This is a genomic window from Rhodopseudomonas palustris (assembly GCF_003031265.1).
Taxonomy (GTDB): domain Bacteria; phylum Pseudomonadota; class Alphaproteobacteria; order Rhizobiales; family Xanthobacteraceae; genus Rhodopseudomonas; species Rhodopseudomonas palustris_H.
On the sequence record NZ_CP019966.1, the window covers coordinates 4,662,307 to 4,678,180 of the forward strand.

At 63.7% G+C, this 15,874-nt stretch carries 13 protein-coding genes; 1 reads left to right on the forward strand and 12 read right to left on the reverse strand.

Features of this window, described 5'->3' with window-relative positions; translation table 11 throughout:
• Positions 1–67 precede the first annotated feature (67 nt).
• Positions 68–1,039, reverse strand: a complete 972-nt coding sequence (gene mbfA / locus RPPS3_RS21625) for an iron exporter MbfA (RefSeq protein ID WP_107345886.1) — start codon at positions 1,037–1,039, stop codon at positions 68–70.
• A gap of 180 nt (positions 1,040–1,219) precedes the next feature.
• Between mbfA and RPPS3_RS21630 the strand changes: the two genes are divergently transcribed.
• Entirely contained in the window at positions 1,220–2,575 is a 1,356-nt protein-coding gene (locus RPPS3_RS21630; protein ID WP_107345887.1) for an esterase-like activity of phytase family protein, read from the forward strand.
• 190 nt (positions 2,576–2,765) lie between these two features.
• Here RPPS3_RS21630 and RPPS3_RS21635 read toward each other — a convergent pair whose 3' ends face one another.
• The 11 genes from RPPS3_RS21635 to RPPS3_RS21690 all read right to left on the reverse strand — a co-directional run bounded on the left by RPPS3_RS21635 (position 2,766) and on the right by RPPS3_RS21690 (position 15,601).
• Complete coding sequence (locus tag RPPS3_RS21635) at positions 2,766–3,173, reverse strand: hypothetical protein (RefSeq protein ID WP_234820024.1); 408 nt, start codon at positions 3,171–3,173, stop codon at positions 2,766–2,768.
• A 13-nt stretch (positions 3,174–3,186) separates the two neighbouring features.
• Complete coding sequence (locus RPPS3_RS21640; RefSeq protein ID WP_107345889.1) at positions 3,187–4,872, reverse strand: methyl-accepting chemotaxis protein; 1,686 nt, start codon at positions 4,870–4,872, stop codon at positions 3,187–3,189.
• A gap of 206 nt (positions 4,873–5,078) precedes the next feature.
• Complete coding sequence (locus RPPS3_RS21645) at positions 5,079–6,764, reverse strand: methyl-accepting chemotaxis protein (protein ID WP_107345890.1); 1,686 nt, start codon at positions 6,762–6,764, stop codon at positions 5,079–5,081.
• Positions 6,765–7,008: 244 nt separating this feature from the next.
• The gene (gene serA / locus RPPS3_RS21650; protein WP_107345891.1) at positions 7,009–8,598 is read right to left on the reverse strand and encodes a phosphoglycerate dehydrogenase; all 1,590 of its coding nucleotides are present in this window, start codon (positions 8,596–8,598) and stop codon (positions 7,009–7,011) included.
• Positions 8,599–8,767: 169 nt separating this feature from the next.
• The gene (locus RPPS3_RS21655) at positions 8,768–9,940 is read right to left on the reverse strand and encodes a phosphoserine transaminase (protein ID WP_107345892.1); all 1,173 of its coding nucleotides are present in this window, start codon (positions 9,938–9,940) and stop codon (positions 8,768–8,770) included.
• A gap of 742 nt (positions 9,941–10,682) precedes the next feature.
• Positions 10,683–11,987 (reverse strand): methyl-accepting chemotaxis protein, encoded by a 1,305-nt coding sequence (locus RPPS3_RS21665; protein ID WP_107345894.1) that lies wholly within the window; start codon positions 11,985–11,987, stop codon positions 10,683–10,685.
• Positions 11,962–12,486, reverse strand: coding sequence for a PAS domain-containing protein (locus RPPS3_RS21670; RefSeq protein ID WP_107345895.1), 525 nt, complete (start codon positions 12,484–12,486; stop codon positions 11,962–11,964). The genes RPPS3_RS21665 and RPPS3_RS21670 overlap by 26 nt, the downstream gene beginning before the upstream one ends.
• Positions 12,487–12,671: 185 nt before the next feature.
• Entirely contained in the window at positions 12,672–13,142 is a 471-nt protein-coding gene (locus tag RPPS3_RS21675) for a GNAT family N-acetyltransferase (protein ID WP_107345896.1), read from the reverse strand.
• A 13-nt stretch (positions 13,143–13,155) separates the two neighbouring features.
• Positions 13,156–13,749 (reverse strand): glutathione S-transferase family protein, encoded by a 594-nt coding sequence (locus RPPS3_RS21680; RefSeq protein WP_107345897.1) that lies wholly within the window; start codon positions 13,747–13,749, stop codon positions 13,156–13,158.
• A gap of 65 nt (positions 13,750–13,814) precedes the next feature.
• Entirely contained in the window at positions 13,815–14,603 is a 789-nt protein-coding gene (locus RPPS3_RS21685) for an outer membrane protein (protein ID WP_107345898.1), read from the reverse strand.
• A 146-nt stretch (positions 14,604–14,749) separates the two neighbouring features.
• Positions 14,750–15,601 (reverse strand): outer membrane protein, encoded by an 852-nt coding sequence (locus tag RPPS3_RS21690; protein WP_107345899.1) that lies wholly within the window; start codon positions 15,599–15,601, stop codon positions 14,750–14,752.
• Positions 15,602–15,874: the final 273 nt, after the last annotated feature.

Sequence of the window (15,874 nt, forward strand, 5' to 3'; positions counted from 1 at the left end):
CGTGCGGTTACGAGGAAAGCCGGTTCCCGACCAAGACTTAGGTCTAACGCCGCGTGTAGCACCGCGACTAAGCACCGCCGATCAGGATGCCGACACCGAGCACAATGACGCCGCCCAGCACGATCTGGAACACCGCGTGCAGGAACGGCGTGTCCATGTATCTGGCGCGGACGTAAGCGATCACCCACAGTTCGACGAACACCACCAGCGCGGCAATGCCGGTCGCGATCCAGAACGCGTTGGCCCAACTATCAGGGACGAGATACGGCAGCGTGTGACCGAGGCCGCCGATCGTGGTCATCAGTCCGCAGATGCCGCCGCGCAGCCACGGCGAGCCGCGCCCGGTCATCGAGCCGTCGTCGGACAGCGCTTCGGCAAAGCCCATCGAGATGCCGGCGCCGATCGAGGCGGCGAGACCAACCAGGAAGGTCTGCCAGTTCTGATGGGTCGCGAAGGCGGCAGCGAACAGCGGTGCCAACGTCGACACCGAGCCATCCATCAGACCAGCGAGACCGGGCTGGACGTATTGCAGCACGAACATCCGCCGCGCCGCGTGATCCTCGGCGCTGCGCGCGTCGGGGGTGAGGATCTTGTCGGTGAGCTGGGTGGCGCGCTGCTCGTGGCGCTTCTCGAACTCGGCGAGGTCGGACAGCAGCTTGCGGATGTGGACGTCGGTCGCCCGTTCGGCGGCTCGCTCGTAGAAGCGCTGCGCCTCGAACTCCATCGTCTCGGCTTCTTTGCGGATGCGGTCGAGCGGCAGATTGCGGGTCAGCCAGATCGGGCGGCGGCGGATGAAGCCTTTAACGTCCTCCCGGCGGATCGGCGGCAGGTCCGGCCCGAACCGCTGCTCGTACATCCGTAGCAGCATGTGGCGATGGCCCTTCTCCTGCTGCGCCATCTCGGTGAACACGCGCGCGGAATCGGGGTATCGCTCGGCCAGATCCTCGGCGAACGCCAGATAGATCCGGCTGTCTTCCTCCTCGCCCGAGATGGCGACGGCCAGGATTTCACGCTCGGTGAGGTCGGAAAACGCCTTCATTTCAGCACCCGCAAGTTTAGAACGTTTCTAAATAGGATCACCGGCCAGGGGAGTCAAAGCCGAGCTCGGCAGCGGGAGGCCAATTGGTCGCAGGGCCCGTCATCGTCGCTTCATCGATCCGTCAGGCCTCTGTGACCGAGCGCCGCCACAAGACCGGCTTTCCATTCCAGGAGGCTGTTCATGCGAAAACTACTGCTCGGTTCGGTCGCGGTCTTTGCGCTGGCGACGTCCGCCGCGCTGGCGCAATCCGAAGGCGAATTTCCCGCCACCCTCGCCGGCCATGCGGTGCTGTCGGCGGCCTCGTTCGTCGACGCGCCCGCCGATGCGCCGGCCGATCTGAAGACCTCGGGCAAGTACACCACCGGGCAGCGCGTCGAAGCGCAGGGCAGCGTGATGGGCAAGTCCAACGGCCGTCCGACCGGCGTGTCGGTGCCGTTCAAGGGCCAGCCGCTGCAGGGCCATTCCGGCATCAAGGCGATGCCGGACGGCACCTTCTGGGTGCTGACCGACAACGGCTTCGGCTCGCGCTACAACTCGGCCGACTCGATGCTGTATCTCGACAACTACAAGATCGACTGGGCGACCGGCACGGTCGACCGCAAGCAGACCGTATTCCTGCACGATCCGGACGAGAAGGTGCCGTTCCGCATCGTCCACGAAGACACCGACAAGCGCTATCTGACCGGCGCGGACTTCGACACCGAAGGCTTCCAGATCATCGGCGACCGGTTCTGGATCGGAGACGAGTTCGGCCCCTACATCATCGAAGCCGACCTGACCGGCAAGATCATCGGCGTCTATGAGAGCATGGCCGACGGCAAGCCGATCAAGTCGCCGGATCATTGGTCGGTGCAGTCGCCCGGCGCGCCGGGCGCGACCTACACCGGCGTCAATCTCAAGCGCTCCAAGGGCTACGAAGGCTTCGCCGCCTCCAAGGACGGCAAGTTCCTGTACGGCCTGCTCGAAGGCCCGCTGTGGGACGCCGACAAGAAGGACTGGGAAAAGGTCGACGGCAAGGAAGCCTCGCGCATCCTCGAATTCGACGTCGCGCAGAAGAAGTTCACCGGCCGCTCCTGGCATTACGTGTTCGAGCAGAACGGCAACGCGATCGGCGACTTCAACATGATCGACGCCACCCACGGCCTCGTCATCGAGCGTGACAACGGCGAAGGCACCAAGGACAAGGCCTGCCCCGAAGGCAAGACCGGCACCGACTGCTTCAACGATCTCGCCAAGTTCAAGCGCGTCTACAAGATCGAGCTGACCGATGCGAACGCCGGCAAGCCGGTGAACAAGATCGGCTTCATCGACCTGATGAAGATCCGCGATCCGGACAAGAAGGCGAAGAAGCCGCTGACCGACGGCGTGCTGGCGTTCCCGTTCTTCACCATCGAGAACGTCGACAAGGTCGACGACCGCCACATCATCGTCGGCAACGACAACAACCTGCCGTTCTCGTCGAGCCGCGACCCGAACAAGGCCGACGACAACGAGTTCGTCCTGCTCGAAGTCGCCGACTTCCTGAAGGCGAAGTAAGCACTGGAAAGCAAAGAACTGTGTCGTTCCGGGGCACGCGCATCAGCGCGTGAACCCGGAACCTCGCGGTGCGGTCCTGCGGCGTTACTTCAACATCTCGAGATTCCGGGTTCGCGCCTGTCGGCGCGCCCCGGAATGACGTTGCGGCGGGAGGCGCCGCTTCGGCATACGAATCTCGCGTCCGTTGTCATTACGCCGGCGGTGACATCCAGCGGGTCAGGCGCGCGAACATGCCTTTGGGCGGCAAGGCCGACGGCGTGTCGTCGGCGGATTCGAGACGATTGAGGAATTGTTCGAGAAACCGCGCGTCGCTGGTTTCGATCACGACGAAATCAGTATCGCCGGTCGAGACCGTGTAGACGTAGCGCAGGCTTGCCGCGCGTGGCATCGCGCCCGCGCCGGCCAGATCCTTGGCGATGATGACGCCATCCGGATCGATATCGCGGGCGATCAGCGCGCGGGTGAGCCACGCCAGATTGCCGACGAATTCAGGTTCGAAAGCGACGGTGCCTTGCAACATCATGGGCATGCGTTGTCTCTCGTCCTTCACGCATCCCCCCAGCAGAGAATTGTCACCACTGAAGGCCAAAAGGTTCAAGCCCCGAGCACGATCAGGCGGCGCGAATCTTGCGGAGGAAGTCGTCGACCGCCGATTGCAGTGCACCAGACTGGCTGTCGAGCGCCCGGGCATGCGAAAGTACTTCCGAAGCCGCGTCGCCGGTCGCCTGGGCGGCGGAACTGACACCGCCGATGTGATCGCTGATCTCGCTCGAACCGGCCGCAACCGACTGAATGTTGCGGGCGATTTCCTGCGTTGCAGCCCCCTGCTGCTCGACCGCCGTCGCAATCGCCACGGTGATCTTGTTGATCTCGCCGATCGTCGCGGTGATGCCGCCGATCGACTGCACCGCACTCGCGGTCGAGGACTGCATCGCCGCGACCTGCGCAGAGATTTCTTCAGTCGCTTTCGCGGTCTGGCTCGCCAGCGCCTTCACTTCACTCGCCACCACCGCAAAGCCGCGGCCGGACTCGCCGGCGCGGGCGGCCTCGATCGTGGCGTTCAGCGCCAGCAGATTGGTTTGCGACGCGATCGAGTGAATCAGCTGCACGACTTCGCCGATCTTCTCGGCGCTGACCGACAGCTGCATCACCGTCCCGTTGGTCTCCTCGGCGTCGCTCACCGCCTTGCTCGCGACCGAGCGCGACTGATCGACCTGACGGGAAATTTCCTGCACCGAACTCGAGAGCTGCTCGGAGGCCGACGCCACGGTGCCGACCATGCCGGATGCCGAATCTGACGCCGCACCAACCGCCGCTGCACGCGTCGAGGCATCGGCCGCGGTCGAGGTCATCGACTGCGCGGTGTTCTGCATGTAGCGCGTGGCATCGGCCACGCTCCGCACCACGCCGTTGACGCTGCGTTCGAAATCGTCGGCGATGCTCTGCATCAGCGCGCTGCGCTCGGCCGCGGCGCGGCGCTGCGCCTCCTGCTCCTGCTGTTCGAGCCCGCGGATCCGGATCGCGTTGTCCTTGAACACCTGCACGGTCTTGGCCATCGCGCCGATTTCGTCGCCGCGGTCGACGCCGGGGATCGGTGCGTCGAGCTGGCCTTCGGCCAGCGAAGTCATGCGGGTGCCGAGCACGCCGAGCGGCTGAGTGATGCTGCGGCTGATCAGCCACGCGACCAGGGCACACACCACGCCGATGCCGACGATGACGACGCCGAGCCAGGTCAGAAGCGGCTTCAGCTTGGCGTTGATGTCCTGCAAATACACGCCGGTGCCGACGAACATGTCCCAGCCGGGGATTACGGCGGCATACGACACCTTGCGGAGCAGCTCGGTGCTGCCGGGCTTCATGAATTCGTAGATCAGCGTCACGTCGCCCTTGGCGGCGACGCCATCGCGCAGTTCGCGCACGATCTTACGGCCGCCGGTCTCGACGTCGAGCCGGTTGGTGCCGATCATTTTCGGATCGGACATTACGACCACCGAGCCGTCCATTTTGTAGGCGAAGAAGTAACCGTTAGTGCCGTCGTAGGTCATACTCTGGGCGCGCTGCTGGAATTCGGCGATCGCCTGCTCCTTGGTGAGCTTGCCGGCCGCGACCTGCTTCTCCAGCCCCATCGCCATATTCAGCGCGCTTTCGACCAGCGCCTTGGTCTGCTCGAACCGCTCGTTGCTCATTTCACGTTGCAGCATCGACGCCGCAAACAGGCCGGACGCCACCAGGCCGAGCATCGCGACGGCGACCAGGATGCCCAGCTTCGGCGAGATCCGCAGATTGGTGAACTTCACAGCGATCAGCTCCTACGCATTTCGAGACTAGCTGCGAGAAGCGTTACAAGCTCAGGGTGTCCAATCGGTTTAATAGTTCCCTCGTAGGAACCCGAGGGTTGCGCCCCCGGACCTTGCTAACACCCTGAAAAGACGAAGCCCCTGGCAGACCGTCGGATCTGCCAGGGGCTCATAAAGTGATCGCGGGAGCCGAAGCTCGCGGGAAGTCAGGCGGCGCGGACCTTGCCGAGGAAGTCGTCGACCGCGCGGCGAAGTTCGCCGGACTGGGCGTCGAGTTCACGGGCATTGGCGAGCACCTGGCCGGCGGCCGAGCCAGTGGCGCTGGCCGCTTCGGTGACGCCGCCGATATGCATGCTGATCTCGGTCGATCCGGCCGCAACCGACTGGATGTTGCGGGCGATCTCGCGAGTCGCCGCACCCTGCTGTTCGACCGCGGTCGAGATCGCCATGGTGATCTCGCTCATCTGCGCAATCGTCGCGGTGATGCCGCCGATCGACTGCACCGCGTCGTTGGTCGAGGACTGCATCGCCGCGACCTGCGCGGAGATTTCTTCGGTCGCCTTGGCGGTCTGGCTGGCCAGCGCCTTCACTTCGCTCGCGACCACCGCAAAGCCGCGGCCGGATTCGCCGGCGCGGGCGGCTTCGATGGTGGCGTTGAGCGCGAGCAGATTGGTCTGCGACGCGATCGAGTGGATCAGTTGCACCACCTCGCCGATCTTCTCGGCGCCGGTCGCCAGCAGCTTGACGGTCTGGTTGGTCAGCGCGGCATCGTCGACCGCCTTGCCGGCGATCTCCCGCGACTGTTCGACCTGGCGCGAGATCTCGGTGACCGAGGCCGACAGCTCTTCGGCCGCGGATGCCACCGTGCTGACGTTGTTGGAGGCGTTGGCCGAGGCCGACGACACCGTCGCAGCGCGGGCGCTGGCGTCGGTCGCAGTCGCGGTCATCGACTGCGCGGTCTGCTGCATGCCGGAGGTCGCAGTGGCGACCGACTGCACCACGCCGTTGACGCTGTGCTCGAACTCGTCGGCAAGCCGCTCCATCGCGGCGCGGCGCTCGGCTTCGGCGTGCTCCTTGGCGGCTTCTTCGGCGCGCTCCAGGTCGCGAATCCGCAGCGCATTGTCCTTGAACACCTGCACGGTCTTGGCCATCTCGCCGACCTCGTCGCCGCGTTCGATGCCGGGGATCGGCTGCTCCAGCTCGCCATGCGCCAGCGAATCCATCCCGGCGCCGAGCTTGGCCAGCGGACGGGTGATACCGCGGGCGATCAACACCGCGAACAGGCCGGCAGCGATTGCAATCGCGAGGATGGCGCCGCCCAGCGTCCAGAAGATCGGCTTCAGCTTGGCGTCGAGATCGTCGAGATAGGCGCCGGTGCCGACGAACATGTCCCAGCCGGGAATCGCCAGGCCGTAGGACATCTTGCGGATGTTCTCCTCGGTCCCGGGCCGGCGGAAATCGTAATACAGGGTGACGTCGCCCTTGGCGGCGACGCCGTCACGCAGCTCGCGCACCAGATAGCGGTCGCCGGTCGGCGTGTTCATCCGGTTGGTGCCGACCGCCTTCTTGTCCGGGGTGGCGATGGTGACGCCGTCCATGGTGTAGGCGAACAGATAGCCCTGGCCGTTGTCGTAGGTCAGCAGCGCCGCATCGCGGGCAAACTGCGCGATCGCCTGCTCCTTGGTGAGCTCTCCGGCCTCGACCTTCTTCTGCAGGCCGATCGCGAGATTGCGCCCCATCTCGGTGATGGCCTTGGCCTGCTCATACCGCGCGTTGAGCATCTCACGCTGCATCATTACACCGGCGAGGATGCCGGCCACGCACAAGCCGATCAGGGTACCTGCGACCAGCAGGCCCAGCTTCGGAGTAATTCGAAGATTACTGAACTTCACGGACTTCTCCCGAGGTGCAACGCGGCGCGAGAATTTTGCGCCTCGTACAACTACGCGGGAATTCTTCCCGGACAGTTACTGCAGCGCACTCAATCGTCCATTTTGCGAACCTTCCGTCCATTTCGCGCGGAGCGTGCAAACGAAAGCCCTCTCCCCGGTACCGGGGAGAGGGCTTGATGTCGTCGTGCTCGGGATCAAGCTACGGGGCTGAGCTGCTCCGCAGCGGTGCGATCCGGCCTTTCGATCAGAACGTCAGGGCCTTGACCTGCTTGACCTGCGGCAGCGCCTGGACCTTCTCCAGCACGTCGGCCGGAGCCTGACCGTCGATCGTCACCAGCGCGATGGCGTCGCCGCCTTCGGTGTGACGGCCGAGGTTGAAGGTCGCGATGTTGACCTTGGCGTCGCCGAGCAGGCTGGCGAACTTGCCGATGAAGCCCGGCTTGTCCTCGTTGGTGACGTAGATCATCGAGGCACCGAATTCGGCGTCGACGCGGATGCCCTTGATGTCGACCAGGCGCGGCTTGCCGTCGGCATAGACCGTGCCGGACACCGAACGCTCCTGCTTCTCGGTGGTCACCGTCAGAGTGATCAGGCTCTCATAGTCGCTCTCGGCGGCGCGGACGACTTCGTCCACCACCATGCCGCGCTCCTTGGCGATCACCGGCGCCGAAACGACGTTGATGTCGCCCAGCATCGGACGCAGCAGGCCCGACAGAACCGCCGAGGTCAGCGCCTTGATCTTCATCTCGGCCACTTCACCCTCATAGGTGATGGTGACCTTGGTGATGCCGGTGTCGGTGAGCTGGCCGGCGAACGAGCCGAGCTTTTCGGCCAGTTCGATGAACGGCTTCAGCTTCGGGGCTTCTTCCGCGGTGATCGACGGGAAGTTGATCGCGTTGGTGATCGCGCCGGTCAGCAGGTAGTCGCTCATCTGCTCGGCGACCTGCAGCGCGACGTTCTCCTGCGCTTCCGTCGTCGAGGCGCCGAGATGCGGGGTGCAGATCACGTTCGGCAGGCCGAACAGCACGTTCTTGGTGGCCGGCTCTTCGGAGAACACGTCGAACGCCGCGCCGGCAACGTGACCGGACTTCAGGGCTTCGGCGAGGGCATTCTCGTCGACCAGACCGCCGCGGGCGCAATTGATGATGCGGACGCCCTTCTTCATCTTGGCGATCGCAGCCGCGTCGATGATGTTCTTGGTCTTGTCGGTGAGCGGGGTGTGCAGGGTGATGAAGTCGGCACGCTTGAAGATGTCTTCGAGCTCGACCTTCTCGACGCCGAGATCCTTGGCGCGCTCCGGCGACAGGAACGGATCGAACGCGATCACCTTCATCTTCAGGCCGAGGGCGCGGTCGGCGACGATCGAGCCGATGTTGCCGCAGCCGATCACGCCGAGGGTCTTGGCGGTGATTTCGACGCCCATGAAGCGGTTCTTTTCCCACTTGCCGGCCTGGGTCGAGGCGTCGGCGGCAGGGATCTCACGGGCCAGCGACAGCATCATGGTAATGGCGTGCTCGGCGGTGGTGATCGAATTGCCGAACGGGGTGTTCATCACGATGATGCCCTTGGCGGTCGCCGCGGGAATCTCGACGTTGTCGACGCCGATGCCGGCGCGGCCGATCACCTTGAGACGGTTGGCCTTCTCGAGGATCTTCGCGGTCGCCTTGGTGGCGGAGCGGATCGCGAGGCCGTCATAATTGCCGATGATCTCGGCGAGCTTGTCTTTGTCCTTGCCGAGGTTCGGCTGGAAATCGACGTCGATGCCGCGATCCTTGAAGATCTGCACGGCGGCTTCCGACAGCGCGTCGGAAATGAGGACTTTGGGAGCGGTCATGGGATTTCTCCTACACCCTCCCCTTGAGGGGGAGGGTCGGCGCGCAGCGCCGGGGTGGGGTGAAAGCGTCGAGAATGGAAATTGGAGTCCGAGGGCGGGGAGAGTCTGTCACCCCACCCCGCCGCACCTACGGTGCGTCGACCCTCCCCCTCTAGGGGAGGGTGACTAATCAGGCCGCCTGAGTCAGCGAGGCCTTGGTGGTCTCGAACGCCCAGTCCAGCCACTGCGTCAGGGCCTGCACGTCGGCAGTCTCAACCGTCGCGCCGCACCAGATCCGCAGGCCGGGAGGGGCATCACGATAGGCGCCGAGATCGAAGCCCGCGCCTTCCTTTTCGACCGCCGCGACCAGCTTTTTCGCAAAGTCCGCCTGGGCTTCCGGAGACAGCGCGGTGATCGCGGGATCGACCACCTTGAGGCAGACCGAGGTGTTGGAGCGGATCGCCGGATCCTTGGCGAGGAAGTCGACCCACGGGGTCTTCGCCTGCCAGTCGGTCAGCACCTTGGTGTTGGCGTCGGCACGGGCGATCAGGCCCTTGAGGCCGCCCACCGACTTCGCCCACTGCAGCGCGTCGATGTAGTCCTCGACGCACAGCATCGACGGGGTGTTGATGGTCTCGCCCTGGAAGATACCTTCGATCAGCTTGCCGCCCTTGGTGAGGCGGAAGATCTTCGGCATCGGCCAAGTCGGTGTGTAGCTCTCGAGACGAGCAACAGCGCGCGGGCTCAGGATCAGCATGCCGTGCGCGGCTTCGCCGCCGAGCGCCTTCTGCCAGGAGAAGGTGACGACATCGAGCTTGGCCCAATCCAGCGGCTGCGCGAAGGCGGCCGAGGTGGCGTCGCAGATGGTCAGGCCTTCACGGTCGGCCTTGATCCAGTCGGCATTCGGAACGCGGACGCCCGAGGTGGTGCCGTTCCAGGTGAAGACGACGTCGGTGTTGCAATCGACCTTGGTGAGGTCGGGAATTTCGCCGTAACCAGCCTTGAGCTTGGTGACGTTGGGGAGCTTCAGCTCCTTGGTGATATCGCCGACCCAGCCGTCGCCGAACGATTCCCAGGCCAGCGTGGTGACCGGGCGCGGCCCGAGCAGCGACCACAGCGCCATTTCGACGGCGCCGGTGTCGGAGGCCGGAACGATGCCGATCTTGTAGTCGGCGGGGACCTCAAGCACGTCGCGGGTCAGGTCGATCGCGAGCTTGAGCTTGGCCTTGCCGACCTTCGCGCGATGCGAGCGGCCGAGCGGGGCGTCCTTGAGATTTTCGGGGGACCAGCCGGGGCGCTTCGCGCAGGGGCCGGAGGAGAATTGCGGCGCATTGGGCCGCGAAGCGGGCTTCGCTACAGTCATAGTCTATCCTTCCAGATAGCTGCCTCTCGGTGGGGAGAGGTTTCCCGCTGCTGGGGATAGTCCTTTGGCCTCGAAAGTCAAGGAACTTCGCCATCCGGGAGATCACGGACAGCTTAGACTTTCGAAAGCCGCGCCCTTGCCGGCAATACGACGAGACCATGACGAGCAAGAACGGACAACGCGCGCCGGCTGGAACGGCCGACGCGCGCTGCAAACGAGTAAGTTCAGACCGACCTGCTACTTGCCGACCTGACCGGGATGGCCGGGGCTGCTGGTGGAATCACCTGGCAGACCACTCGGCGACGCGCCGGTACCGATACTGCCAGGCGTCGAGGTGTTCGGCACACCCGGTTGATTAGTTCCCGAGTTGAGGCTTGATCCGGTCGTCGCACCCGACATTCCGGTTCCGGTCGCCGAAGTACTTGATCCACCCGGCGCCGACGAAATCCCCGCACTACCGGAATTCTGCGGCACTGAACTCGGCGCACTGATGCCGCCCGGCGAGGCCGCTCCGCCTGCGGTGCCGCCGGCTCCGCTGCCACCACCTGTGCCACCGGTTTGGGCCGATGCGCCTGACGCCGCCAGCAGCACGGCTGCGATGATCACACCACTCTTGGTCAAACCACTCTTGGATTCCATGACGTTCTCCCTTTGCTGTGAGGGGAGAACGGAGGCCGGCGCAATCTCGTTCCGCGCTATCACACACGAGTTAGGGCGACGGTGTAGGAACAGCCGAACGCGATCAGGCGACTTGTGAGATGAAGCGCTGCACTTCGTTCCGTAGTCGATCGACCTGGCCGGCGATCTCGCCCGAGACGCCGTTGACCCGTACCGCGATCTTGCCGGCATCGTCGGCGGCATGGCTGATACCAACGACGTTCGACGACACCAGCGCGGTGCCGGCCGAAGCCTGTTGTACGTTGCTGGCGATCTCGCGCGTAGCGGCGCCCTGCTCCTCCACTGCAGAGGCGATCGATGTACTCACCTCGTTGATCTCGCTAATGCGGCGGCTGATCGCCTCGACGGCCCCCACGGACTCCTCCGTGATCGACTGCATCTCGCCGATCCGCGCGGTGATTTCCTCGGTCGCCTTGGCGGTCTGGCTGGCAAGCGCCTTCACCTCGGCCGCCACGACGGCGAAGCCACGCCCGGATTCGCCGGCGCGCGCCGCCTCGATCGTGGCGTTGAGCGCGAGCAGGTTGGTCTGCGCCGCGACTGCGTTGATCAGCTTGACGACGTCGCCGATCCGCTGTGCCGCATCGGCCAGTTGCCGAATCTTGTCAGTGGTCTGCGCGGCCTCATCGACCGCCTGATGGGTGCTGGTGGTCGAGTGCTGGATCTGCCGCGAGATCTCGGCGATCGAAGCGGTGAGTTCCTCCGCCGCGCTGGCGACCGTCTGGACGTTGGCGGAGGCCTGCTCGGCACCGGACGCAACGCTCACCGATTGGCGGCTGGTCTCTTCGGCCGCATTGGCCATCGCGCCGGCATCGCCCTTCAGGCCGGTCGACGCGGTGACCAGCATACTGGCGACATTGTCCATGCCGGCCGCAAAGCACTGCGCTTCCTTGGCAACGTCGCGCACCCGGCGATCCATCACGCCGGTGGCATTGTTGATCGTGGTCGACGCCACCTTGAACGATCCGGGCAATCCGCGCGTCAGCACCTTGCGGAACGTCTTGCCCTGGCTGACGTAGTCCATCGAGGCCGAAGCCTCCCGAACGAAGGCGTCGACGATGTCGAGCATGTTGTTGACGCCGGCCTGCGCCTTGCCGATGTCACCGCCGTCGCGACGCCCTTGCACCCGCGCTTCGAGATCGCCATGCGCGGCACTTTCGGCCACTGCAGCAATCTCGCCGACCGCGCCTGCGGCCCCATGCAGCAGCCACGCCGCGACACCGATCGAGCCGAGACCGAGCAGCAATCCGACGATCTCCACGACCGAGCCGAGCGGTCCGATCAGGATACGCGCCGCGGCCAAGCCGAGCATGACCACGGCGGCACCGGCGACCGCGATCATCGCCTTAGACAGAGAAGACAAACTCATCATACTCGACGCCCCGATCCTTGATCATGCTCATCAGCAACGCGTAGCCCGCCAGCATGCCGTCCTTGGCGTTGCGATGCCGGTTCTCCTCGTCGCGCAATTGCCGATACAGCGCCTCGATCCGGGTGACCTGATCGCGATCGGGCTTGCGCCGATTGGAGTGGAAGCCGGTGACGTTGCGGTTGGCATCGAGCGTCGGCGTGACATGGGCGAACACCCAGTAATGATCGCCGTCGCTCGCCATGTTCACCACATAGGCGAAGATCTCCTTCTTGGCCTGGATGGTGTCCCACAGCAGCTTGAAGATCGACCGCGGCATGTCCGGGTGTCGCACCAGCGAATGCGGCGCGCCGATCACTTCCGAACGCGGAAATTTCGCCAGACGAACGAAGACGTCGTTGGCGTAGGTAATGTGCCCTTTGATATCAGTCTTGGAGACGATCAATTCATCTTCGTCGAACGGGCATTCGATGCCCGTCGGCTTCACCTGGGGCCGAGCCATCGGTCGTGCACTCCTGATCATGGAAACCTGAAGATGGAACCTGAACTGACAGGTCTCAGGCCGGTCTCCTCCCCGAGAAATTGCACTTCTTATACGGGGTAGAATCTTATTGAGCCCGTTACCCCGCCGTTAAACTGCCACTCAGTAGCAATACCGGGTTATGACAAGCCTGGGGAGTAATCGATTCAAAACCGCATCGTCATGCCGACATGCGACGGCTGAAATCCAAGGCGGACGTAGAACCGCTGTGCATCGACACGGCTCTGATGCGTAAACAATTCGACCAGTTTGCAGCCCTGGCGGCGCGCTTCATCAATCGCCCAGCGTACCAGCAGTTCGCCGATGCCGCGGCTACGGCAATCACGGGCCACACGAACGTCCTCGATGATCGCTCGGGACGCCCCCTGCGAACTCAGTCCCGGCAGCACCGCAAGCTGCAGACAGCCGACGACACGGCCGTCGTGATCTTCAGCCACCACCATCTGAATATGCGGCGAGCGCTCCAGGGCGTCGAACGCGGCGTAATACGACTCCGGCAGAGGGTCTTCGAGCTTCTCGCGACCGGCACCGAGATGATCATCGGCCAGCATCGCCACGATCGCGAACACATCGTCCCGGCGCGCAGGACGAATTCTGACGGCGGGATCGGCGCTCATCGGGCCACTCAACTCACGGACGGAAGGCCGGCAGGCCGAGGCCGGCTTCGGCCCAGGCAATCCAGGCTCGAACGGCTGGATAGTCCTTCAGCGCGAAACCGCCCTGCTCGGCCATCCGGGTGTAGGCCAGCAACGCCACATCGGCGAGCGACAGCCTCTCGCCGGCAAGAAACTGGGAATCTGCCAGATGCTGCTCCATCCGCGCCAACGCGGCGTGGCCGCGGCGAACCTTGTCCGGATCGAGCTCACTGGCCGGCTTGCCGAGATAGACCATCTGGAAGCGGCACACCGCGATATAGGGCTCGTGGCTGTACTGCTCCCAGAACAGCCACTCGTCCATCTTGGCCTCGAGCCACGGATCGGCAGGGATCAGGTCGCTGCCGCGAGCGAGATAGCGGATCACGGCGTTGGATTGCGCCAGCGAGCGGCCGTCGTCGAACGCGACCACCGGCACCTGCCCGGCCGGGTTCAGCGCCAGGAACGCCGGCGTCCGGGTCTCGCCCTTCATCGTGTCGATTGCGATCCACTCATAAGGCAGACTCAGCCGATCACAAGTCCACTTCACCTTCAGGCAGTTACCAGAGTTGAGGTCGCCGTAGATCTTCATGCGCGGAAGGCCCTCGCGTCTCCGGACAGAGACGAGCAGTCGCCGGAGCGTGCATCAACGTCAGATCAGAATTTGTAGCCGATACCGCCGCGCACGGTGGAGACCGCCGTGTTGATCGGCGCCGCGAATTTCTGATACTCCCACTCGGCACGCACGAAAAGTCCGCGGTAAAGCATCATGTCCATGCCGACGCCGCCCGAATAGCCGTAGATGAAATGGCTGTTCTGGACTTGGCTTCCGCTCAGCACCCAGGTGCCACCGGCGTCCGTACCGATAACGCTCGCCGATTGGACGATGTCCGCCTGTCCAAGCGCCACGCCGCCGAATGCATAAGGCAGGAAGCTGCCGAACGCATAGCCGGCACGCAGCCGCGCCGAACCGACGTCGTGGACGTTGATCCCAGCACTGGCGCCGTAGATCGCGCCGTAGTTCACGCCACCGGAGGAGATCTGCCGGGCCATCGATCCCGACGTCGAGCCGCCGAAATTGCCGTGCATGTAGTTGGCTTCGATACCGAGCACGACATCGTCCCATTGAGCGTTGTAGCCGACGAAGCCGCCCCAGCCCTGGCCATGGGATGAAGATTTGCCCAGCACTGGCCACGACGACACGCCGAGAGCCCCCTGGACTGCCGTGTTCACAAGGAGGTTGGAAACAATACCTTGCGTCGAATTGGTAAAGTCCATGTCGGAGGTGCCATAACCACCCTGAGCGCCGACGTAGAAGCCTTCCCAGTTGATCACACGGGGTGTTTCCACCAGCGCGCCGCGGAGTGGACCGTAGTCCGGCATGTCGGCCGCATACGCTGTCTGAGCCATCACGCCGACTGCCGCAGCCACCACAACTCTACGCATCGCTACACTCCTCGACGAACCTTTCCACAACCGCAATCATCGGCTGTTAACCTTAATTCTTCGTTGTCGCCCGAGGTATCCGACATAGAAAAACGGCGCGGAAAGCTCCCGCGCCGTTAATACTTTTAAACAATCGAGGGCGACGATCAGCCCTTGCGCATCAAGGGCGGCGGCGCGGCGTAGACCGGACCGGAGTCGAGATTCCAGCGCACCCCGAGCTTCAGGTCGTGCGAGGTAATATCGCGGAAAGTTGTCGGGTTGTAGATGTTGTTGGTGCCGTCGAAGGCGCGCAGATCGCCGGTCACACCCTTACCGAGATCGAGATAGCTATAGGCAAGTTCAAGCGTTACGTTGGGATTGACCTTGTAGGCCAAGCCAGCATGCGCTGCCCACGCCAGATTCCAGCGAGATGCCGTGTCGCCGTAAGCAACACCCGGTCCGACACCGCTACCAGGAGGGAACAGCGAACCAACATTCTGGTCGGTGAAATTAGCTACCGTCACCCGAGCGCCGCCGATACCCGCACCCACGAACGGCGTGATGCACCACCAGGTGCCAAGATCGACATACGCATTGGCCATCACCAACCATTCCGATTTGGTGGCGGTGTAGGTGTCGGCGCCGTAACCGATGGTGCCGCCATTATTGAAGGTGTTGTTGTCAGTTCCGTGGAATGACGACTTGCCACGATACTGACCGACAACGTCAGTGCGAAGCCAGTTATTAAACTGGTAGCCGACACCAATTCCGTAGATTCCAGCGCTGGCAAAATCGAGATTTTGACGCTGGGTTAGCAGGGTTGAATCAAGAGCGTTGTCGAGACGCTTGACCTGCTGGTTGCTGAACCCGACGTCGCCGCGCAGGTACCAGCCACCGAAATCTTCAACCGGGGGCGGCGCATAGGCGGGCGGCGGGGCAATCGGCATATCGGCCGCCATCGCGGCCGAGGCAACCAGCGAAGCCGCTCCAGCGGCCATCAGAATCTTCACGCTACGCATTGGCTTCGTCCTTTGGTCCAATGATCAATTACGAAGGCCCCACACCCGGAAACCTATGAGACCGAACGATGCCATCAATTTCTTAAGCGCGACTTAACCCTAATTTTTAAGGTTGATATTTGGTGTCGCAACGTTTTGCGCTGGTAACAACTTCAAACGCCAGCCCCGTGCCGACGCCGCAATGACTAACAAATCATTACTGACGAACGCGATCCGACTGGCCGGCGCACGAACAAAAAACGGCTCCAGTTCCATCGGAACTGGAGCCGTGAT

Coding starts and splice junctions, on each gene's coding strand:
- RPPS3_RS21675 (WP_107345896.1), bottom strand. CDS start 13,142: ATGAGCGCCGATCCCGCCGTCAGAATTCGTCCTGCGCGCCGGGACGAT.
- RPPS3_RS21680 (WP_107345897.1), bottom strand. CDS start 13,749: ATGAAGATCTACGGCGACCTCAACTCTGGTAACTGCCTGAAGGTGAAG.
- mbfA (WP_107345886.1), bottom strand. CDS start 1,039: ATGAAGGCGTTTTCCGACCTCACCGAGCGTGAAATCCTGGCCGTCGCC.
- RPPS3_RS21655 (WP_107345892.1), bottom strand. CDS start 9,940: ATGACTGTAGCGAAGCCCGCTTCGCGGCCCAATGCGCCGCAATTCTCC.
- RPPS3_RS21690 (WP_107345899.1), bottom strand. CDS start 15,601: ATGCGTAGCGTGAAGATTCTGATGGCCGCTGGAGCGGCTTCGCTGGTT.
- RPPS3_RS21630 (WP_107345887.1), top strand. CDS start 1,220: ATGCGAAAACTACTGCTCGGTTCGGTCGCGGTCTTTGCGCTGGCGACG.
- serA (WP_107345891.1), bottom strand. CDS start 8,598: ATGACCGCTCCCAAAGTCCTCATTTCCGACGCGCTGTCGGAAGCCGCC.
- RPPS3_RS21685 (WP_107345898.1), bottom strand. CDS start 14,603: ATGCGTAGAGTTGTGGTGGCTGCGGCAGTCGGCGTGATGGCTCAGACA.
- RPPS3_RS21670 (WP_107345895.1), bottom strand. CDS start 12,486: ATGGCTCGGCCCCAGGTGAAGCCGACGGGCATCGAATGCCCGTTCGAC.
- RPPS3_RS21665 (WP_107345894.1), bottom strand. CDS start 11,987: ATGATGAGTTTGTCTTCTCTGTCTAAGGCGATGATCGCGGTCGCCGGT.